The sequence below is a fragment of the Hymenobacter sp. 15J16-1T3B genome (assembly GCF_020711235.1).
Lineage (GTDB): Bacteria > Bacteroidota > Bacteroidia > Cytophagales > Hymenobacteraceae > Solirubrum.
Genome location: NZ_JAJFAV010000002.1, coordinates 247,682 through 263,319, shown reverse-complemented (window position 1 = coordinate 263,319; position 15,638 = coordinate 247,682). Strand labels below are relative to the sequence as shown.

Annotated in this window: 17 protein-coding genes; 13 read left to right on the top strand and 4 right to left on the bottom strand. The window is 63.8% G+C overall.

The window, feature by feature from the left end:
• The first annotated feature begins 975 nt into the window (after window positions 1-975).
• The 4 genes from LJ737_RS04455 to LJ737_RS04440 all read left to right on the top strand — a co-directional run bounded on the left by LJ737_RS04455 (window position 976) and on the right by LJ737_RS04440 (window position 9,700).
• Window positions 976-4,158 (top strand): ATP-binding protein, encoded by a 3,183-nt coding sequence (locus LJ737_RS04455; RefSeq protein WP_227763287.1) that lies wholly within the window; start codon window positions 976-978, stop codon window positions 4,156-4,158.
• A 146-nt stretch (window positions 4,159-4,304) separates the two neighbouring features.
• Window positions 4,305-4,661 (top strand): helix-turn-helix domain-containing protein, encoded by a 357-nt coding sequence (locus tag LJ737_RS04450; protein ID WP_227763285.1) that lies wholly within the window; start codon window positions 4,305-4,307, stop codon window positions 4,659-4,661.
• Between the two features lie 288 nt (window positions 4,662-4,949).
• Window positions 4,950-6,125 carry a hypothetical protein gene (locus LJ737_RS04445; RefSeq protein WP_227763284.1) on the top strand — a complete coding sequence of 392 codons (1,176 nt, stop codon included), beginning with the start codon at window positions 4,950-4,952 and terminating at the stop codon, window positions 6,123-6,125.
• A 140-nt stretch (window positions 6,126-6,265) separates the two neighbouring features.
• On the top strand, window positions 6,266-9,700 hold the full coding sequence (locus LJ737_RS04440; protein ID WP_227763283.1) for a LamG-like jellyroll fold domain-containing protein: 3,435 nt from the start codon (window positions 6,266-6,268) through the stop codon (window positions 9,698-9,700).
• A gap of 760 nt (window positions 9,701-10,460) precedes the next feature.
• Here the strand turns inward: LJ737_RS04440 and LJ737_RS04435 are convergent.
• The 4 genes from LJ737_RS04435 to LJ737_RS04420 all read right to left on the bottom strand — a co-directional run bounded on the left by LJ737_RS04435 (window position 10,461) and on the right by LJ737_RS04420 (window position 12,522).
• Window positions 10,461-10,718: a hypothetical protein gene (locus LJ737_RS04435; protein WP_227763282.1), complete on the bottom strand. Its 258-nt coding sequence runs from the start codon at window positions 10,716-10,718 to the stop codon at window positions 10,461-10,463.
• A gap of 190 nt (window positions 10,719-10,908) precedes the next feature.
• Window positions 10,909-11,256 carry a hypothetical protein gene (locus LJ737_RS04430; protein ID WP_227763281.1) on the bottom strand — a complete coding sequence of 116 codons (348 nt, stop codon included), beginning with the start codon at window positions 11,254-11,256 and terminating at the stop codon, window positions 10,909-10,911.
• Window positions 11,253-11,621: a superinfection immunity protein gene (locus tag LJ737_RS04425; protein ID WP_227763280.1), complete on the bottom strand. Its 369-nt coding sequence runs from the start codon at window positions 11,619-11,621 to the stop codon at window positions 11,253-11,255. The genes LJ737_RS04430 and LJ737_RS04425 overlap by 4 nt, the downstream gene beginning before the upstream one ends.
• A 1-nt stretch (window position 11,622) precedes the next feature.
• A complete protein-coding gene (locus LJ737_RS04420) occupies window positions 11,623-12,522 on the bottom strand; it encodes an XRE family transcriptional regulator (protein ID WP_227763279.1) in 900 nt (299 codons plus the stop codon).
• A gap of 106 nt (window positions 12,523-12,628) precedes the next feature.
• Between LJ737_RS04420 and LJ737_RS04415 the strand changes: the two genes are divergently transcribed.
• The 9 genes from LJ737_RS04415 to LJ737_RS04380 all read left to right on the top strand — a co-directional run bounded on the left by LJ737_RS04415 (window position 12,629) and on the right by LJ737_RS04380 (window position 15,491).
• Window positions 12,629-12,880 (top strand): hypothetical protein, encoded by a 252-nt coding sequence (locus LJ737_RS04415; protein WP_227763278.1) that lies wholly within the window; start codon window positions 12,629-12,631, stop codon window positions 12,878-12,880.
• A gap of 32 nt (window positions 12,881-12,912) precedes the next feature.
• Complete coding sequence (locus tag LJ737_RS04410; RefSeq protein ID WP_227763276.1) at window positions 12,913-13,122, top strand: hypothetical protein; 210 nt, start codon at window positions 12,913-12,915, stop codon at window positions 13,120-13,122.
• A gap of 49 nt (window positions 13,123-13,171) precedes the next feature.
• Window positions 13,172-13,597, top strand: coding sequence for a hypothetical protein (locus tag LJ737_RS04405; RefSeq protein ID WP_227763275.1), 426 nt, complete (start codon window positions 13,172-13,174; stop codon window positions 13,595-13,597).
• A complete protein-coding gene (locus LJ737_RS04400; protein ID WP_227763274.1) occupies window positions 13,597-13,815 on the top strand; it encodes a hypothetical protein in 219 nt (72 codons plus the stop codon). The genes LJ737_RS04405 and LJ737_RS04400 overlap by 1 nt, the downstream gene beginning before the upstream one ends.
• 4 nt (window positions 13,816-13,819) lie before the next feature.
• On the top strand, window positions 13,820-14,053 hold the full coding sequence (locus tag LJ737_RS04395) for a hypothetical protein (protein ID WP_227763273.1): 234 nt from the start codon (window positions 13,820-13,822) through the stop codon (window positions 14,051-14,053).
• A complete protein-coding gene (locus LJ737_RS04390; RefSeq protein WP_227763272.1) occupies window positions 14,050-14,379 on the top strand; it encodes a hypothetical protein in 330 nt (109 codons plus the stop codon). The genes LJ737_RS04395 and LJ737_RS04390 overlap by 4 nt, the downstream gene beginning before the upstream one ends.
• Window positions 14,336-14,464, top strand: a complete 129-nt coding sequence (locus LJ737_RS26870; RefSeq protein WP_262907829.1) for a hypothetical protein — start codon at window positions 14,336-14,338, stop codon at window positions 14,462-14,464. The genes LJ737_RS04390 and LJ737_RS26870 overlap by 44 nt, the downstream gene beginning before the upstream one ends.
• A 98-nt stretch (window positions 14,465-14,562) precedes the next feature.
• The gene (locus tag LJ737_RS04385) at window positions 14,563-15,120 is read left to right on the top strand and encodes a hypothetical protein (protein ID WP_227763271.1); all 558 of its coding nucleotides are present in this window, start codon (window positions 14,563-14,565) and stop codon (window positions 15,118-15,120) included.
• Window positions 15,121-15,125: 5 nt separating this feature from the next.
• Complete coding sequence (locus tag LJ737_RS04380; RefSeq protein WP_227763270.1) at window positions 15,126-15,491, top strand: hypothetical protein; 366 nt, start codon at window positions 15,126-15,128, stop codon at window positions 15,489-15,491.
• Window positions 15,492-15,638 lie beyond the last annotated feature (147 nt).

Here is a 15,638-nt window from a genome sequence, read left to right as displayed (position 1 = left end):
CAAACCGGTAGATGCGCGGCGGCCAAGTCCCGTTGCTTGGAGCCCGAAAGGATGTGCCACGCGCACTCGGCAAGCAAATGTATGACCGCGCTGGTGCGGAGGCACTCACACGATGATGCTATATCCGGTCATGCAGGCTCCGCCGGGAACGGCCGAAGCGTTGTTAGAGGAGGTCAGAGTGTCGCTCCGATGCGCATGCGTGCGCCGGTTCGCAGGTGCGGTTCGGCCGTTCTCCTATGCCATCAACTACTTGTATGACCTAATCAAGAAAGGCATACCTCCTTTTGGAGGCGCCGAAGTAGTTCAGCAAGCATGTATAGCAATCAAATTAAACGTGGTCATATTCGGTATTGCTAAAAACGCACATCCAGTATTGTACTGATCGGGTTACTGGTTTTGCTCCTGCAAAAGCCTCGAATACCGATTACACACTGTGTCCTATACCCTAGCTATGCGAATACCCGCTAGCTACGGCGGGCATCACAGTTGTGCACTCCTTCCCAGGAGCCTCTTTTGCACCGATACAATCGTAATCAAATACTTACAATTTGCATATGCTGGTTTTGCGCTGATTTGGCATTGCCATATGCATTAGACTTATTTCTAAGTCAATACAGGTAACCGATGGGCTTGTTGCCGAGAAGTAGCCAGGGAGTGTGTCAAAGACACAATTAGGTTAATTAAAATAGCCCTTTTACTTAGGCGCTATGCAGTCAATCGAACGTCTTTGTGCGCCATTAAATATTCCAATGCCAGAGACAATCGGGCCCAATTACTTATTAGGCTGATTCATGATGTAAGTGCGGCCTGCTTATGGCCGTCAGCAAAGCCACTCCCGCTACGTGGTATCAGAATAGACAGCGCACAAACCTTTACCTTTGCCGGCAAAAGTCTGTTAGATAGGTGGCTGCCAGTCTGATTTTTACGCAACTACAGAGGATGGCACCCACCGGCAAAGCCAAGTGTTATGCCCTAATGCTTGGCTTGAGCTGGCTGGTATCGTGGGCGCTGGCGGCGCCTGCAAAGGCCCCGCTGGAGCAGGTCTTGGTTCAGCTAGGCCCAGAAAAGCGTAAGGACTCCCTGCGCACGGCCGAAAATGCCGCCTTGCATCAGCATCGGGCGGCCTGGAACCAGGATGGCGCCGCCCGTTTTTTTGTATTTCGCCGGCTTGCGCTAAACTATCAGCGCCTAGCCAACCGCGACTCGGCTTATCACTACCTGCACCGCGCCCGGGGGGCGGGCCAGCCCCTGCGCCAGCAATACCCGCTGGAAGTCGCCGATGTCCTCTACGAGTTGGGTTCCTTTCATTGGGCCGGCTCGGCCTTGGACAGCGTATTGGTTTATTACGCTGGGGCGCTCCAACTCATCGAGCACTCCGGCTACAACTTGCACAATCCCCAGCCGATCAAGCGCGTCGACGGCAGCGAGGTACTGTTGCCCGAGCTGCTGGCCAGCCGCAGCGCCAACGCCAGCCTGCTGTACCGGCGGCGCGGGCAAATCAGCGAGGCCCTGCACCTGACCGAGCAAGCCCGGCGCTGCTACCAGCTCACGGGCAACCAAGCCGGGCTGCGCTGGGCCGAATGCCTTGTTGGGGAAGCCTACGAAGACCAGGGCAACGACGCGCAGGCCTGGGTCTATTACACCCATGCCCTGCAGGCGGCCCGCCGCATGCGCGGCACCGACCCAGTGCGGGCCCCTATCGATTTTGCCGATGTATTAGGTTACGGCCACGACGTGCTGGGCCGCTTGCACCGCCCAGAGCAGCTGCAAGCCCTCGCGCGGGAAGGCCTGCGCCACGCCGCGCGCCAGCAACAAGCTGCTCCCTGGCACAGCCTGCTTGCGGCCGTGCCGGCGGCCCTGCACGGCTATCAGGCGCAAGCTTACCTGCAGGCCCATCAGCCCGACTCAGCCCGCCGCGCCCTCGACGACATGCAGCTTGCGCTAACCCGGGTGGCGACACTGGAAAGCCCTGCGGCCCGGCAGCAGTCCGATTACTACCCGCTCACCCTGCAACGGCAGCTGCTGTTGGCGCAGTGGGCCCGGCAGCAACACCAGCCGGCGTGGCGGCAGTACGTGCAAGAGGCGCAGGCCACGTTTGCCTCGCTGACAGTGCCGGCGCAACAGCATCGCGCCCGCAAGCTCCTGGGCCGGGCCTTGCTGCAGCTGGACGAACCCGCGGCCGCCGCCGCGGTGCTAGAGCCTCTGGCCACCGCGGAGCGGCAGGCTCGCAACTTGGTGGAGTTGCGCGAGACGTACCACCTGTTGCGCCAAGCCTACGCTGGCAGTAGTAACTACGCCCAAGCCTTCCGCTTCGCCGAAAGGTTTGAGAGGCTAGATGATACGCTGCGTGCCGACCAGCAGTATTCCATTCTTACGGCTATGCAAACCCGGTTTCGCACCCGCGAGCAGGCCCTGGCCATCCAGCGGCTACAGGCTTCGGCGCAGCAGCAGCGGCGGCAAACGCAGCTGGGGTGGCTAGCGGTGGGCTTACTCGGCTTGCTGCTGCTGGCCGTGGGCTTGGCCCTGCGCCACACACGCCGCCTAAACGGGCGCCTGGCGGCACTAGACGAGCTGAAAAGCCAGTTTTTTTCCAACGTCTCGCACGAGCTACGAACCCCGCTGACTCTGGTGGTAGGACCGGTGGAGCACCTGCTGCAGCAACCCGACGCGCTGCCGCCCGCTGCCCGCGCCCAGCTGGCACTGAGCCGTCGCAACGGGCAGCGCCTGCAGTACCTGGTCGACAGCCTTCTGGACTTAGCCAAGCTCGAAGCCGGGCGCCTGCAGCTAAACCCCGGGCCGGTGCGCCTGGCGCTGTTCGGGCAGCAGCTACTGGCGTCCTTTGAAGCATTGGCCGAGTACCGGCAGCTCAGCCTCACCTACGAAACCGACCTGCCCGCGGACCTCACCCTCGCCTTGGACGTGGAAAAACTGGAGCAGATAGTGAGCAACTTTCTCTCCAATGCCCTGAAGTTTACCCCGGCGGGTGGCCGGGTCACGTTAACGGTGGCGGCGGGTGCAGACCATACCTGGCATTTGAGCGTACGCGACACCGGCCCGGGCATTGCTCCCGAGGAGCAACAGAAGGTGTTCGAGCGCTTTTACCAGAGCCCGCAACGCCAGGCTCAGGGCGGCACCGGCATTGGGCTGGCGCTAAGCCGCGAACTGGCCGCGCTCATGGGTGGTACTCTGACGCTGACCAGCACGCCGGGCCAGGGTTGCACGTTTACCCTGGTTTTGCGCGCCGAACCAATACCCGAGGTGCTCCCGGCCGCCGAGTCCGGGGAACTCGCGCCGGACGCGGAGGCCGAACCCGATGCGGCCTCGGCCGGGCAACCGGCACGCGTGCTGGTGGTGGAAGACAACGTCGACCTACGGGCCTTCCTGCGCCAAATTTTAGAGCCGCACTACGCCGTACTCGAAGCCGAAGACGGGCAGCGCGCCCTGGATCTGCTGGCCACCACGCCCGTCGACCTGATCTGCTCCGACGAAATGATGCCCCGGCTCAGCGGCACCGAGCTGCTGCAGTCCTTGAAAGCTCGCCCCCGAACGCAAAGGGTCCCCTTCCTGATGGTAACAGCCCGCTCCGACGCGCGGCACCGCTTCGAGGCGCTGGAAACGGGCGTGGACGACTACCTGCAAAAGCCATTTGCGCCCCGCGAGCTGCTGGCCCGGGTGCACAACTTGCTTGGCAACTACCACGAGCGGCGGCGTTATGCCGCTGAACGGGGTTCGGCTGTAGCTGGGGCTGGCGACGAATCCACCGTTGAGGCTCTGCAGCCGATGGCTACCTTGGCCTCGCCGCCAGCAGCGCTGCCCGACGCCGACCAACTGTTGCTTCGCAAGCTGGAAACGCTTGCCCGCACCTCACTGGCCGACTCTGCTTTCGGCGTGGAGCAGTGGCTGGACCAGCTGGCCATGAGCGAACGGACTCTGTACCGCAAGCTCAAGGAGCTGACAGGCCTCACACCGGCAACCTATCTACGGCAGCTACGCCTGGAGCACGGCCGGCAGCTGCTGGAAAGACGCGCCCTGCCCACCGTGGCCGAAGTGGCCTACGCCGTCGGGTTCGAAGACCCGGCCTACTTTGCTAAGGTGTTTCTCAAGCACTACGGCAAGCGCGCCTCCGACTACCTGCGCCAGCCAGCCGAAGCCAAGTAGTGGAGGAAGGACGCTAGGCCCACCTTTGAGCGCCGTGCTTGGCAGCGCTGTCGCTAAGAATGGCAGATAATTACTAGCCGGCTACCAGCCGCCCGCCAGAGTTTTGGACCGGCGTCTTTCCGCAGTCATTCCGGGGCGCCGCGCGTATGAAGCGCCCCGTGTCCCATCCCCACGACCCGCCCGACGCCGAAGCCCTGCGTCGGCTCCGGGAGCTGGCCGCACTGTCCTTGCACCGGTCCGTCTTCGGGGTGGCCGCGTGGGCCGCCGCGGCGGGGCTGAGCGAACGAACCCTCTACCGGCGCCTGCACCAGCTGACGGGGCAACCGCCGGCGGCCTACCTGCGGCAGCTGCGCTTGGAGCGGGCGCATCAATTGCTGCTCACCAAGGCGCTGCCCTCGGTCGATGAAGTAGCTGCCGCTGTTGGCTTCGACGACGCGTCCTATTTCGCCCGCGTCTTCCACCGGCACTTCGGCCTGCGCGCTTACGATTTGCTGTCGGCTTAATCGTGGTGGTTCGGCTTTGGTTGCTACGCTCGCCTGCCGCTCCAAGCCGGCGGGCGTCTGCCGGTTTGCCGCTTGATATGATGCAATTGGCAGGAAATCCCCGAAGTATGGCAGGAATTTACCAGCTCTATATAGGGGTGGCAAAATAGCTTTGTGTTGGCCCGCAAGCACCGCTTGCGGCGTTATTCGGCATTTGGGTCGGCGGCTTTTGCTTCGCCTGACCCGGCCCAGTGGCGCGCCCTCCCCCAGCCTGGGTAGCGCCTGCAGCACGCTCTCCCCATCTCCACTATGCACGTAAATTCTTTACTTCCTTCGGGGCGGAGGCTGGCCTCGGCTGCCCTGGCTTCCGAGCCCAATGGGCTGCTTCGGCGGGGTAGCCGCTGGGCCCGGCGGCTGGCCGTGGCTGCGGGCCTGCTCACCCATTACCCCGCGGCCGGACAGACGCCGGCCAGTATCCTCGGCATGTCGCCGGCGTACAATAGCTTAGCCGTGTCGCGCACGGCTCCGGTGTGGATACAGCTCAACAACGGGCTGAACACGTCGCCCATCACGGCCGTGGTGCCCGTGGGCGCCACCACCGGCCCCGTCAGCGTGACGACGGCCTCGGGCTCGGGCACTCCGGCGGCGGCCTTCACGGTGCTACAGATCCATAACGGTATCCTCAACCAGTGCCTCACCACGGTGCCCGTCAACAGCACCGGCTCGGGCCAGTGGCAGTGGCTGTTGGCCGATAACGGCCAGTTGGTAGCCGCCCTCAACGACCGGCGCAATGCCCTGGGCACGGTGGCGGCGGAGTTTACCCAGGCGCAGCTGGCCGCCGTGCGCACCGACGCCCGCGGCACCGAGTACCTCGACCGCAACTGGCACCTGACGGCCGATAACGCGTTTGCCGGCCAGAGCGTGGACGTGCGCTTCTACGGCTTGCTAAGCGAGTGGAACCGCTTCGTGGCCGCCAACGACGGCGACTTGAACGACGCCACCAGCCTCACGCAGCTGCGCCTGACCCAATACGCAGGCAACAACGAGAACTGCAGCTTCGGCGACAACACCGCGCCCACGCAGGTGCGCCTGCTCACGCCCACGGTGGCCAGCTCCCTGAGCGGCGGCAACTGGTTTGTGGTCGAAGCCCCGGTGCCCGACCACTTCTCGGAGTTCTACCTCAACGGCGGCACCATGCCGCTGCCAGTGGAGCTGACCAGTTTCACGGCCGGGCGCCAAGGGGACGACGCGCTGCTGCACTGGACCACGGCCCAGGAGCTGAACAACGACCATTTTGAAGTAGAAGCCTCCGCCGACGGGCAGACCTTCCGCCCGGTAGGGCGGGTAGCGGGCCAGGCAACAGTACTGTCGCCCATAGCTACGCTTTCACCGACGCCGGGCAGGTATACTACCGTCTGCGCCAAGTCGACCACGACGGCCAAGGGCCGGTCCGCGCTGAGCTTGCCGGCCGGGCTACCGGCGTGAACCTGGTGCGCAGCGGCGCGCAGGTACTGCGGCTAGTGGTCGAATAAGCCTCCGGGCCACTTTCCCTACCCACGCACCGGGCGCTGTGGCTGCTGCCCGCGCCCGGTGCACCATTTCTCTTCGTTTTTCACGCTACTTCAATGCCACGTACGATTGGCTTTTTGACCCCACTCCGGGCCTTCCTGCTGGGAGTCCTGCTCTTCGCCGAACTAGGCATGAGCGGCTTATCAGCCGCCACTGCCCGGCCGGCCGCAGCGGCTCCCCCCCGACACTTTGCGCCGCTGGCAGCCACCATTTCGGCCCAAACCAACGTGAGCTGCAACGGCGGCTCCAACGGCTCGGCTACGGTAACGGCTAGCGGCGGCACCGTGCCCTACTTCTACAGTTGGGCGCCTTTCGGGGGAAGCGGCGCCAACGCCACCAGCCTGCCCGCGGGCACGTACTACGCAACGGTGTACGACGCCGCCGGCGCCTCGGCCACGGCTACGGTCACCATCACCCAGCCAGCGGCCCTGGCCCTGACCGGCACCGCGACCAACACCAGCTGCAACGGCGGGAGTGATGGCTCGGCCACGGTAACGGTCAGCGGGGGCACCGCACCCTACTTCTACAGCTGGTCGCCCGCCGGGGGCACCGGCGCCACGGCTTCCGGCCGGCCGGCCGGCACATACACGGTCACTGTCACTGATACCAAGGGCTGCAGCGCCTCCAAGCAGTTCAACATCGGCCAGCCGGCGGCGCTGACGGCCAGCCTGTACCAAGTCAACCCCGCGTGCTCCTACTCCTCCGATGGCTGGGTGCAGGTGACGCCCAGCGGGGGGACGTCGCCCTACACCTACCAATGGTCGCCGGGTCATCCTACCGGCTACAACACGAACACCATCAGCAATCTGTCGGGGCCCAGCCAATACTCCGTGCTGGTGACCGACGCCAAGGGCTGCACGGTGACCAAACTCGTCGGCATGGTGGCCCCGCTGCCGCTCAACCTGAACGTGACGGCCACCAACCCCAGCACGGCGGGCGGCGCCGACGGCTCGGCCTCGGCCAGCGCCTCGGGGGGCAGGTCACCGTTTCAGTACCGCTGGACGCGCACCTCCGTCCCGGCCGCTACGCTCAGCTCCACCAGCGCGTCGGTATCGGGGCTGACGGCCGGCACTTACACCGCGCAGGTAACGGACTATAATAACTGCACCACTTCCCGCAGCTTCACCGTGCTCGACCCCACCGACGCGCCAGTGCTCAGCACCCCGGCCAACGGTGCCAGCCTGACCACTGCCATTCCCAGCTACGCGGGCACGGCCCCGGTGGGTAGCACCGTCACGGTGTACGTCGACGGCAGCAACGCGGGCAGCACTACGGCCGACGCCGGCGGCAGTTGGAGCTTTTCACCGGCCGCTACCCTTGCTTTCGGCGCGCACACGGTGTACGCCCGGGCCCAGCTCAGCGGCTACGCCCTCAGTGCTAGCAGCAACACCAACTCCTTCACGGTGCTCAACCCAGCCACTTACACCAGCAGCACCGCCGAGCAGCCCAACCTCGACCGCGTGGTGGCCGGCCGCAGCAACCAGGAAATCCTGCGCGTGGCCGTGACCATTGGTGGCGGGCCCGACCTGCCGCTGAGCTTGCAGTCCTTGGGCTTCGCCACGACCGGCTCCTCCAACGCCGCCGCCTGCCTGACGGCGGCCCGCGTGTACTACACCGGCAGCAGCAGCGCCCTGAGCACCACCACACCATTCGGCACGGCCGTGAGCGGGCCCGATGGCGCCTTCACCATCACCGGCAGCCAACCGCTGAGCGCGGGCCTGAACTACTTCTGGCTGGTGTACGACGTGTCCGACGGCGCCGCCCCCGGCCTGCTGCTCGACGCGGAGCTGACCAGCCTGACCGTGGGCGGCACGGCCTACGCGCCCACCGTCGGCAGTCCGGTCGGCAGCCGCACCGTCGTCAATGCCGACCCTACGGCCGGGTACGCCCTACGCGGCACCGGCGGCACCACACCCGGCTACGTCAACCTGGGCAACAACCCGGTGACCCTGGGCGGGCAGTACACCCAGGCCGTGTGGCTGAAGCCAAGCTTTGGTACGGGCACCGGCTTCTACGGGGTGCTGGGCAACGGCACGGGCAACAGCGCCGGGCCCTACCTGGGCGTGGGGGCCGACGGCCGCATCGAAGCCGGCTTCGGCACGGGCAGCACCATTCGCAGCGTTACTACGCCCGCGGGCACGCTCACCTCGGGGCAGTGGAGTTACGTAGTGGTGACCTTCGACGGCAGCCAGCTGCTCATCTACCACAACGGCAGCCTGCTGGGCAGCCTGAGTACCACCAGTGTGCCGGTCAACCCCACGCAGTTCTGCATCGGCAACCTCAGCGCCAGCCCCGCCACCAATTACTTCCCCGGCAGCCTCGACGAAGTCAGTTTCTGGAACCGGGCACTGAGCCAGGCCGAAATCCGCCAGCTGCGCCACCTCACGTTGGAAGGCACCGAAACCGGCCTGCTGGCCTACCTGCAGTTCAACGCCCCCGTCAACCTGGCCTTCGACGCGGTACGGGGCGGGGCCGCGCCCATCGTGGGCGCGACGGTGGTCAGCAGCACGGCGCCGGTGGGCTACGGCCGCAGCGCCAGCCAGACCGTCACCGGCGCCGGCGCCTACAACTTCGCCGCGGCCAACGCGGCCATCAATTTCAGCGCCGCCGGCAGCGCGCCCTACGAAGTGGTGGTCAGCCGCATCGACGGGGCGCCGCTGGGCACCCAGCCCGCCAATGCCAGCCTGAAGGGCACCTACACCCCGGCCTACTGGATTGTCGACCGCTACAGCTTCACCAGCTTCGCCGCCACCGTCACGTTCACATTGGGCCCCAACGACCTCAGTCCCGCCGACGCGGCTTCGCCCGCCAACCTGCGCCTGTTCAAGCGCGACAGCAACGGCGACGGCGCCTTCGACGCGCCCATTGCGGCCAGCAGCGTCGACGCCGCGGCGGGCACGGTGGCCTTCCCGGTGACCTCGTTCAGCCAAGCCGTTATCGGCACCTTCGGCTCCTCGCCGCTGCCGGTGGAGCTGCTGCGCTTTACGGCCGAGCGCCGCGGCCAGGACGCGTGGCTGCGCTGGACCACGGCCCAGGAGCTGAACAACGACCACTTTGAAGTAGAAGCCTCCCCCGACGGGCAGACGTTTCAACGCGTGGGCTCGGTGGCCGGGCAGGGCACCAGCAGCTCCGCTCACGACTACCAGTTCACCGACGCGGGCCTGCTGCGTTACGGCGTACCGCTGTTCTACTACCGCCTGCGCCAGGTGGATACCAACGGCGCGGCGCAGCTGAGTGCGGTGCAGGCGGTACTAGTGTCGGGTGAAGAACTGCAGCTGCGCGTGTGGCCCAACCCGGCGCGGCAAGCGGTGCACGTGAGCGGCGGCACGCCGGGGCAGTCCGTGCAACTGCTCGACGCAGTCGGTCGGGTGGTGGCCACCGGCATCATGCCCGCCACCGGCGCCCTAGTTCTCACGTTGCCGGGGCATTTGCCCCTCGGCATTTACGCAGTGCGGGTACAAGGCCGCTCCACCAAGCTTGTTATCCAGTAGTCAACGTTCAAAACTTGCTGAAACAGCCCGGCAGCATGATGCTGCCGGGCTGTTTCTTTTCAACTCAAATGACCGCTTAGCGGAACCTGATGGTCTCACTATTCTGGCTGTTGGTTGCGCTTTTGGCGCCTCTTGCCGTTCTACCGACCGCCGAACGAATGAACTGTGCCCTATTTTGACGAGATGACCCCAGCACAGCTGAAGGAATTTAGTAAGGGGCGGCCCCCGCCCCGACGCGGACCAGTTTGCCACCTTTGATTATTGCATCTACTTAGCGGGAGAGCTGTGCAATCAATTGCTGGCAGTCAACACCGAAGAGCAAGGGATGGTAAGCCACATTGCTTGGGCAGGCTAAGCGGGGATGTACACGGGCCAGGGACGACGCTGTCTCGTCCGAAAATTTATACGGCTGTATGTCTGTATAACTTATTCCACAGAGATAAGCTCGCAATTGAGCTTGTGGTTTCCTGGACGGTTTAGAAAGCTTGCATACTATTCAGAGTACACATGGCCTAACCTGATATTGGTAAAAGTGGGCTTGATACACACAGCTAGACGCGCTTGATGAATGTCCAATAGGTCCGAAGGAAAGATCTAACACAAACAGCTGGCGCCTTGGCCGTTTTCACCTCAAACCATACTCTTCGAGAAGCGCGTTTTCGTCAATATGCCGTCCGAAGCAATTGCCCGTGGGATAAGTTGCTAGTTAGTAACCCCAACTCAAAATTGGTCTGGGGCCTTTGCGGTTGTTCCTTGCTCGCTATTCGGATAAATGAACAGCGTACCGCCGATCCAACTTGCGCGTGACACGCCATGTAACCTTGCCCCACAGCGGTACGGCTTTGCCTTTCTTGCCCGTCTTTTCAGGCAGGACATGCTCCCCAGTGTCGAGGAGCAGTTCTTGGTTGTGCCAGCGCACCGTGATGCGTGCGGGGCAATAGCCAGCTTTATTGATGGCCGCGAGGCGGGAGAAGAAGCTGACGTTGATTTTGCGCCGGTGGAGGGGCAAACGTTGCATTCGGCGTCTTGTACTGGTTAGGTTGCTGCTTACCAGTATGACCCTCAATCTAAATCTTATCCTATGCCCTTTAAACGCGAATACCCGCCAGTTACGGCGGGTATCACAGTTGTGCGCTCCCTCCTGGGTGCGCCTTTTTTACATCAACTGCCTGTTTGTCAATACTAAGCATAGCCACAACCTTAGATGGTCATGCTTTTGGTCGGGCTTCGGCATGTTCCACGGCCTTTTGCGGCCATGGCCGGCCCCGCTGGCGCTTCGGCCAACCCGCCGGCTCCGGGCGCCCCGTGGCCGCTTCACCGAGCAGCACCCAAGGCACATTGGCAACTGGGCAATGCCGGTGCAGTTCGTAGAGCAGGCGCTGGTTGGCATGGTTGGTGCCGCGTTCGATGAGGCTCAGCAGCGACGGGTTTACTTCCATCTTGGCGGCCAGCTCCCGAAAAGAGCTGATGACGCCTTCGTCGAGCAGGCGTTGCACTTCCCAGACGAAGCGGCGGTCCATAGCCACCTGGTCGAACGGCGGTAGGGTGGTGCTCATGACAGCAGGCGGGCTTTTTGTTGCTCAAATTCCACAGCCGTGATTGTACCCGCCTCGCGCAGGGCCTGCAGCTTCTGCAGTTCGTCGGCCACGCTGGAGCGGGGCCCTGGGGCAGCTACGACCCGCACGGACGGCGCAGGCTTGCTCAGGGCCCAGATCAGGGCCCCAATCCACCCGATGATCGACCAACCCAGCAGCAGGTTCAAAAAGAAGATAGAGGTAGCCTGGCGGTGGGTACGCCCCACTATAGCAGGAATAAAATAGAGCAGGCCTGCGAACATCAAGGCCAGGAACCCAGCAATGGGATTGTAATCTGTGTCGCTGGTGTCGGTTGAAACTTGCAACAGCAAGGAGAGCAGTACCATGTTATTCGTCTTTAGAGCCGGCAGATACCCGTAGAATGTTGGCGCTGGACATAATGGATTCCAACGCGCCGCGAAGGTCCTCGACGTTGTCTTCCAACGCGTCGACTTTCTTGAATAAATCCTCGGTAATGTTCTCGGCCGAGGCGGTGATGCGCCACTCGAAGCGCCAGATTTCGACCACCTCGGAAAAGTCGAGGTTAAAGCGCCGATGGCGGCGGTTATCGGAGAGGCAGCGGATTAGGTGCTCAGCCGGGCGGACCTTCAGCCGCTTCAGCTGAACGCCGTGGGTTTTGCTCACAATGACACACACATCGAAGTCCTTGATGCTGGCCCAATCCTGGGGCGGCACAAAGCGGCATACCACGTAGTCCTTCGCCAAGAATGTCGGCTCCATGGAGTCGCCGATGACGGGAAATACCGCGTGGTGCTGGCCTTTGAGCATGAAACGCGGCATGGTCAGCACGTCGACCTGTTCGACGGGCTCCTGAGAATCATAGCCCGACAGGTAGTTTGCTGCTGCCTTCACATTAAATATGATGGCGGCCTTGTTGGCTGCTTGGTCGGGCACTACCAGCCGCGGCTCTTCTATATGCTGCTGCTGCGTGAGCGGCACCACTTTATTGGTGGCGGCAGCTTCTTCGACCGGCGAGGGGGCTGCCTTTTCGCTTTTCAGCATAGGCCCTTCGCCCAGCAAAAGCCACTCTATCCGCAAAAGCGGATATGCTTTTGCAGTTTTCTGCAATAGCTCAGCGCTTGGCTTGCTCTGCCGCTCCCCAAAAATCTCACTAATGCGACCAGGAGCCACTCCGACCTGCAAGGCAAATTGCCGTTGCACACCGCTCTCGAAATGATCTATCACCGCTTGTAGGCGCTGACTAATAGGGTTTTCAGGAGAAGGCATGGAAAAGCCTGAAAAAAGATTCCGCAAAAGCATACATCATGTGTGCTTTTGCGTATACCTTTGGAACAACAACAACAACAAGCGCCAAGATACGGCACCCGCTGATATGCCTACCCCCACTACCATCGAAAACCCGGCGGCTCCGCGCATCCGGCAACTGATGCCGGATGGCTTCCTGCGCACCATTGCCGAGCGCACCGGCTGCACGCAGCGCGCCACCCTTTCGGGGGTGGTGAACTATGAGCAAACCAGCTCCAAATACTGGCCGGCTGTCGAGCAGTTGGCCCGCGAAACCAACCCCGATGGCTTTGCCGAGTGGCAGGCCGCCCAACTGCAGCCGGTTGCCGCCGGCGCCTAACCCCATTCTTCACTTCAACCCCAGCTACCGAGATGCTGCACCGCTCTACCGGGTCCGACCGGCCCGCCCGCTACTCGCAGAAACAGGCCGTGCGCGCCCTGCTGCAAGACAAACTCATCACCGACGCCGAGCGCCAGGCCGAACTGCCGCTCGTGCGCACTTACAGCAGCCACGGCGCCGATCAGGCCCGCACGCGCTACGCCAGTCTCATCGAAATCCGCCAAGGCCGCGCCGCTGCCTAGCTCACCGGGCGTTGCCGCGCCCTCTCTCCTGCCTCCAACTACCCTACCGATGAAACTGTCCTTATCTCCTGCCCCACTGGTACCGATGCTCGCTGATGTGCGGGCCCGCGCCCACAAACACGACCCGGCCCTCGGCTTCCGCGACTCCGACCTGCTGCACATCATCCGCAACTGCGAAGACCGCAGCGCGGGCCAGGTGCTGCCCGTGCTCGGCTACTGCATCTGCTTCGGCGTGAACCAGGAGGCCTACGCCGTGCGCGTCTACGTCCCGGGCCGCCAGACCACCTCCGCCGGCCGCGAAGCCTTGCGCTTCCCGACGGCACTGGAAACCGAAGTGTTGTTCGTCCCCCTGCCCGCTTTCATCACCGAAATCGACGTGACCGACTCGGCCCACTGCCTGGCCCTGGAGCGTGTGCACGAAGCCGTGGTGATTCCGATGTACGCTTCGCAAACCGCGCTGCAGCGCGCCGCCTGATGCTACTCATTGCCAACGCCAAGCCCAACGTGCATCTGGGCGACTGGAATCAGCTGATGGGCATGATTCCACTCGACAAAGCACTGCGCGCCCCGCGCCCCTGGCTGGAATACGAGGTGTTCGAAGCCGTCGAGGCCAATCCGCACCTGGCCGACGAAGGCCAGTACCTGCTGAACCTGAAAGCCGCGCAGGAAGCCGGCGCTATGAAAGTCCGCTAAGCTTATGACGTCCACCATCCGAGTCTCCGTCAAGCGCGTCGGCCGCCAATGGCTCGCCACCGCTTCCATCAACGGCCGAGAGGCCTGCTACTGCCAAAGCCAGCACCGCGCCGGCGCAGTGCGCCTGGCTCGTCAGGATGCCGAAACCATCGTCAACACGCCCCGCGCCGAACGGCCCGCCGTTGCGCCGCAGCTGCTGGCCGACACCTTCACCACCTCCGACGTCCGCTGGTCATGATGACGCTGGAGCGACTGGCCCTTGACCGGGCGTGGTACGACAACCTGGAGAAATACTCCATGGCCCGGCTGCGGGCCGAACGCCGCTGCTGCTGCCGCATCCCCAACGTGCCAACGCGGCTGGGCCACTGGCACACCCACGTGTACTGTGGCGAGCAGGGGAGCCACGGCGTCGGGGTACCGACCACGCAAGGCACCGACGGCAACTGGTACTGTCCCATTCACTTGAACCAGCGCGAATCCTCCATCCCCTTCACCCGCGCCCACTTAGAGGCCTACCGCCATGAAAAAGCCATTTCGAACGCCGCAGGAGCAACTGGCTGCTGAACGCCACCGCGCCAGTGTAGCCCTGAACCGCTTGCTGGGCTGGCTGCTGCTGGTCTTCGCCGCCGCGCTCTACCTGACCCACTAAAACGCGAACAGCCAGGGGTTGCCGCCCCTGGCTGTCACCGAGAAACTGAACCAAAGTCCCGCTAAGAACCCGACTCATTTCACTGCAAAGGTACTGATATGCAGCTGACCATCACCAAACACATCGGCCGCCGCCGCTACGACTTCACCTGCCAGGGCAACGACCTGCACGAAGTCGTGCTGGAAACCGAGCGCCTCTCCTTTCCGGACGTGCCGGCCTGCGGGCTCTGCAAGTCCGACGACCTGATCCTGACGGCCCGCGTGGCCCAGGACAAATTCAAGTACGTCAGCATCAAGTGCTGCAAGTGCAAAGCCGACCTCACCTTCGGCAAGATGCAGCGCGACGACCGCACCTACTTCCTGCGGCGCACCGAGACCGGGGCCTTGGATTGGCGCCCCTACACTCCAGAGGGGCAGGAGCCGGCCGCGGCGCCGGAGCCGGCGGAGAATTACGCCTTCGTGCCGGCCACCGTGGAGCAGGTCGAGCACATCAAGCGGCTCGTGAAGCACGACAAGGTGACGCCGGCCGAGCGCGCCAAACAGCAGCTGCGCTTCAACCACGCCGGCTACGACCACCAGTGCGCTCAGGATGACATCATGTACTGGACGCAGCAACTCCAGAAGCGCCAGCAAGCACCGGTTAACGCCGCAGCCTAACCGCCATGTCGACGCCCACCATTGCCATTCCTGTGGAGGCCCTGCTACCCGCCGCCATGCCGCTGCTTCAGCCGCTGATTGAAGCGGCGGCGCGGCAGCTGGTGGGCGACAACGTGGCCGACCCGCAGTACTCGGTGCCTCGCGCCGCCGAATACCTCGACGTAGCGCCCGCCACCGTGCGGGCCTACACCGGTCTGCCGGAAGGCCACCCGCGCCGCCTGCGCACGGTCAGCACCTCCGAGCACGAACGGGGCCAGCGCATCCGGCTCTCGGAGCTGCGCGACTGGCAGGCCCGCAACGACGCCGATGCCCTGAAGGCCGCGGCTATGCCCCAACCCAAACGCCCGGCCCGCCGCCGGGGGCACGCATGAGCGGTGCATTGGATCGGGCCATGGATGCCCACCGCGTGCTGCGCCAGCGCGCTGCCCGTGCATTTCGCGGCCTCGCCCGCTGCCGGTGCCGCTACTGCTTGGTCGATTACGTGCAGGCCGCTGAGCAGGCACAGGAAGCCGACCGCG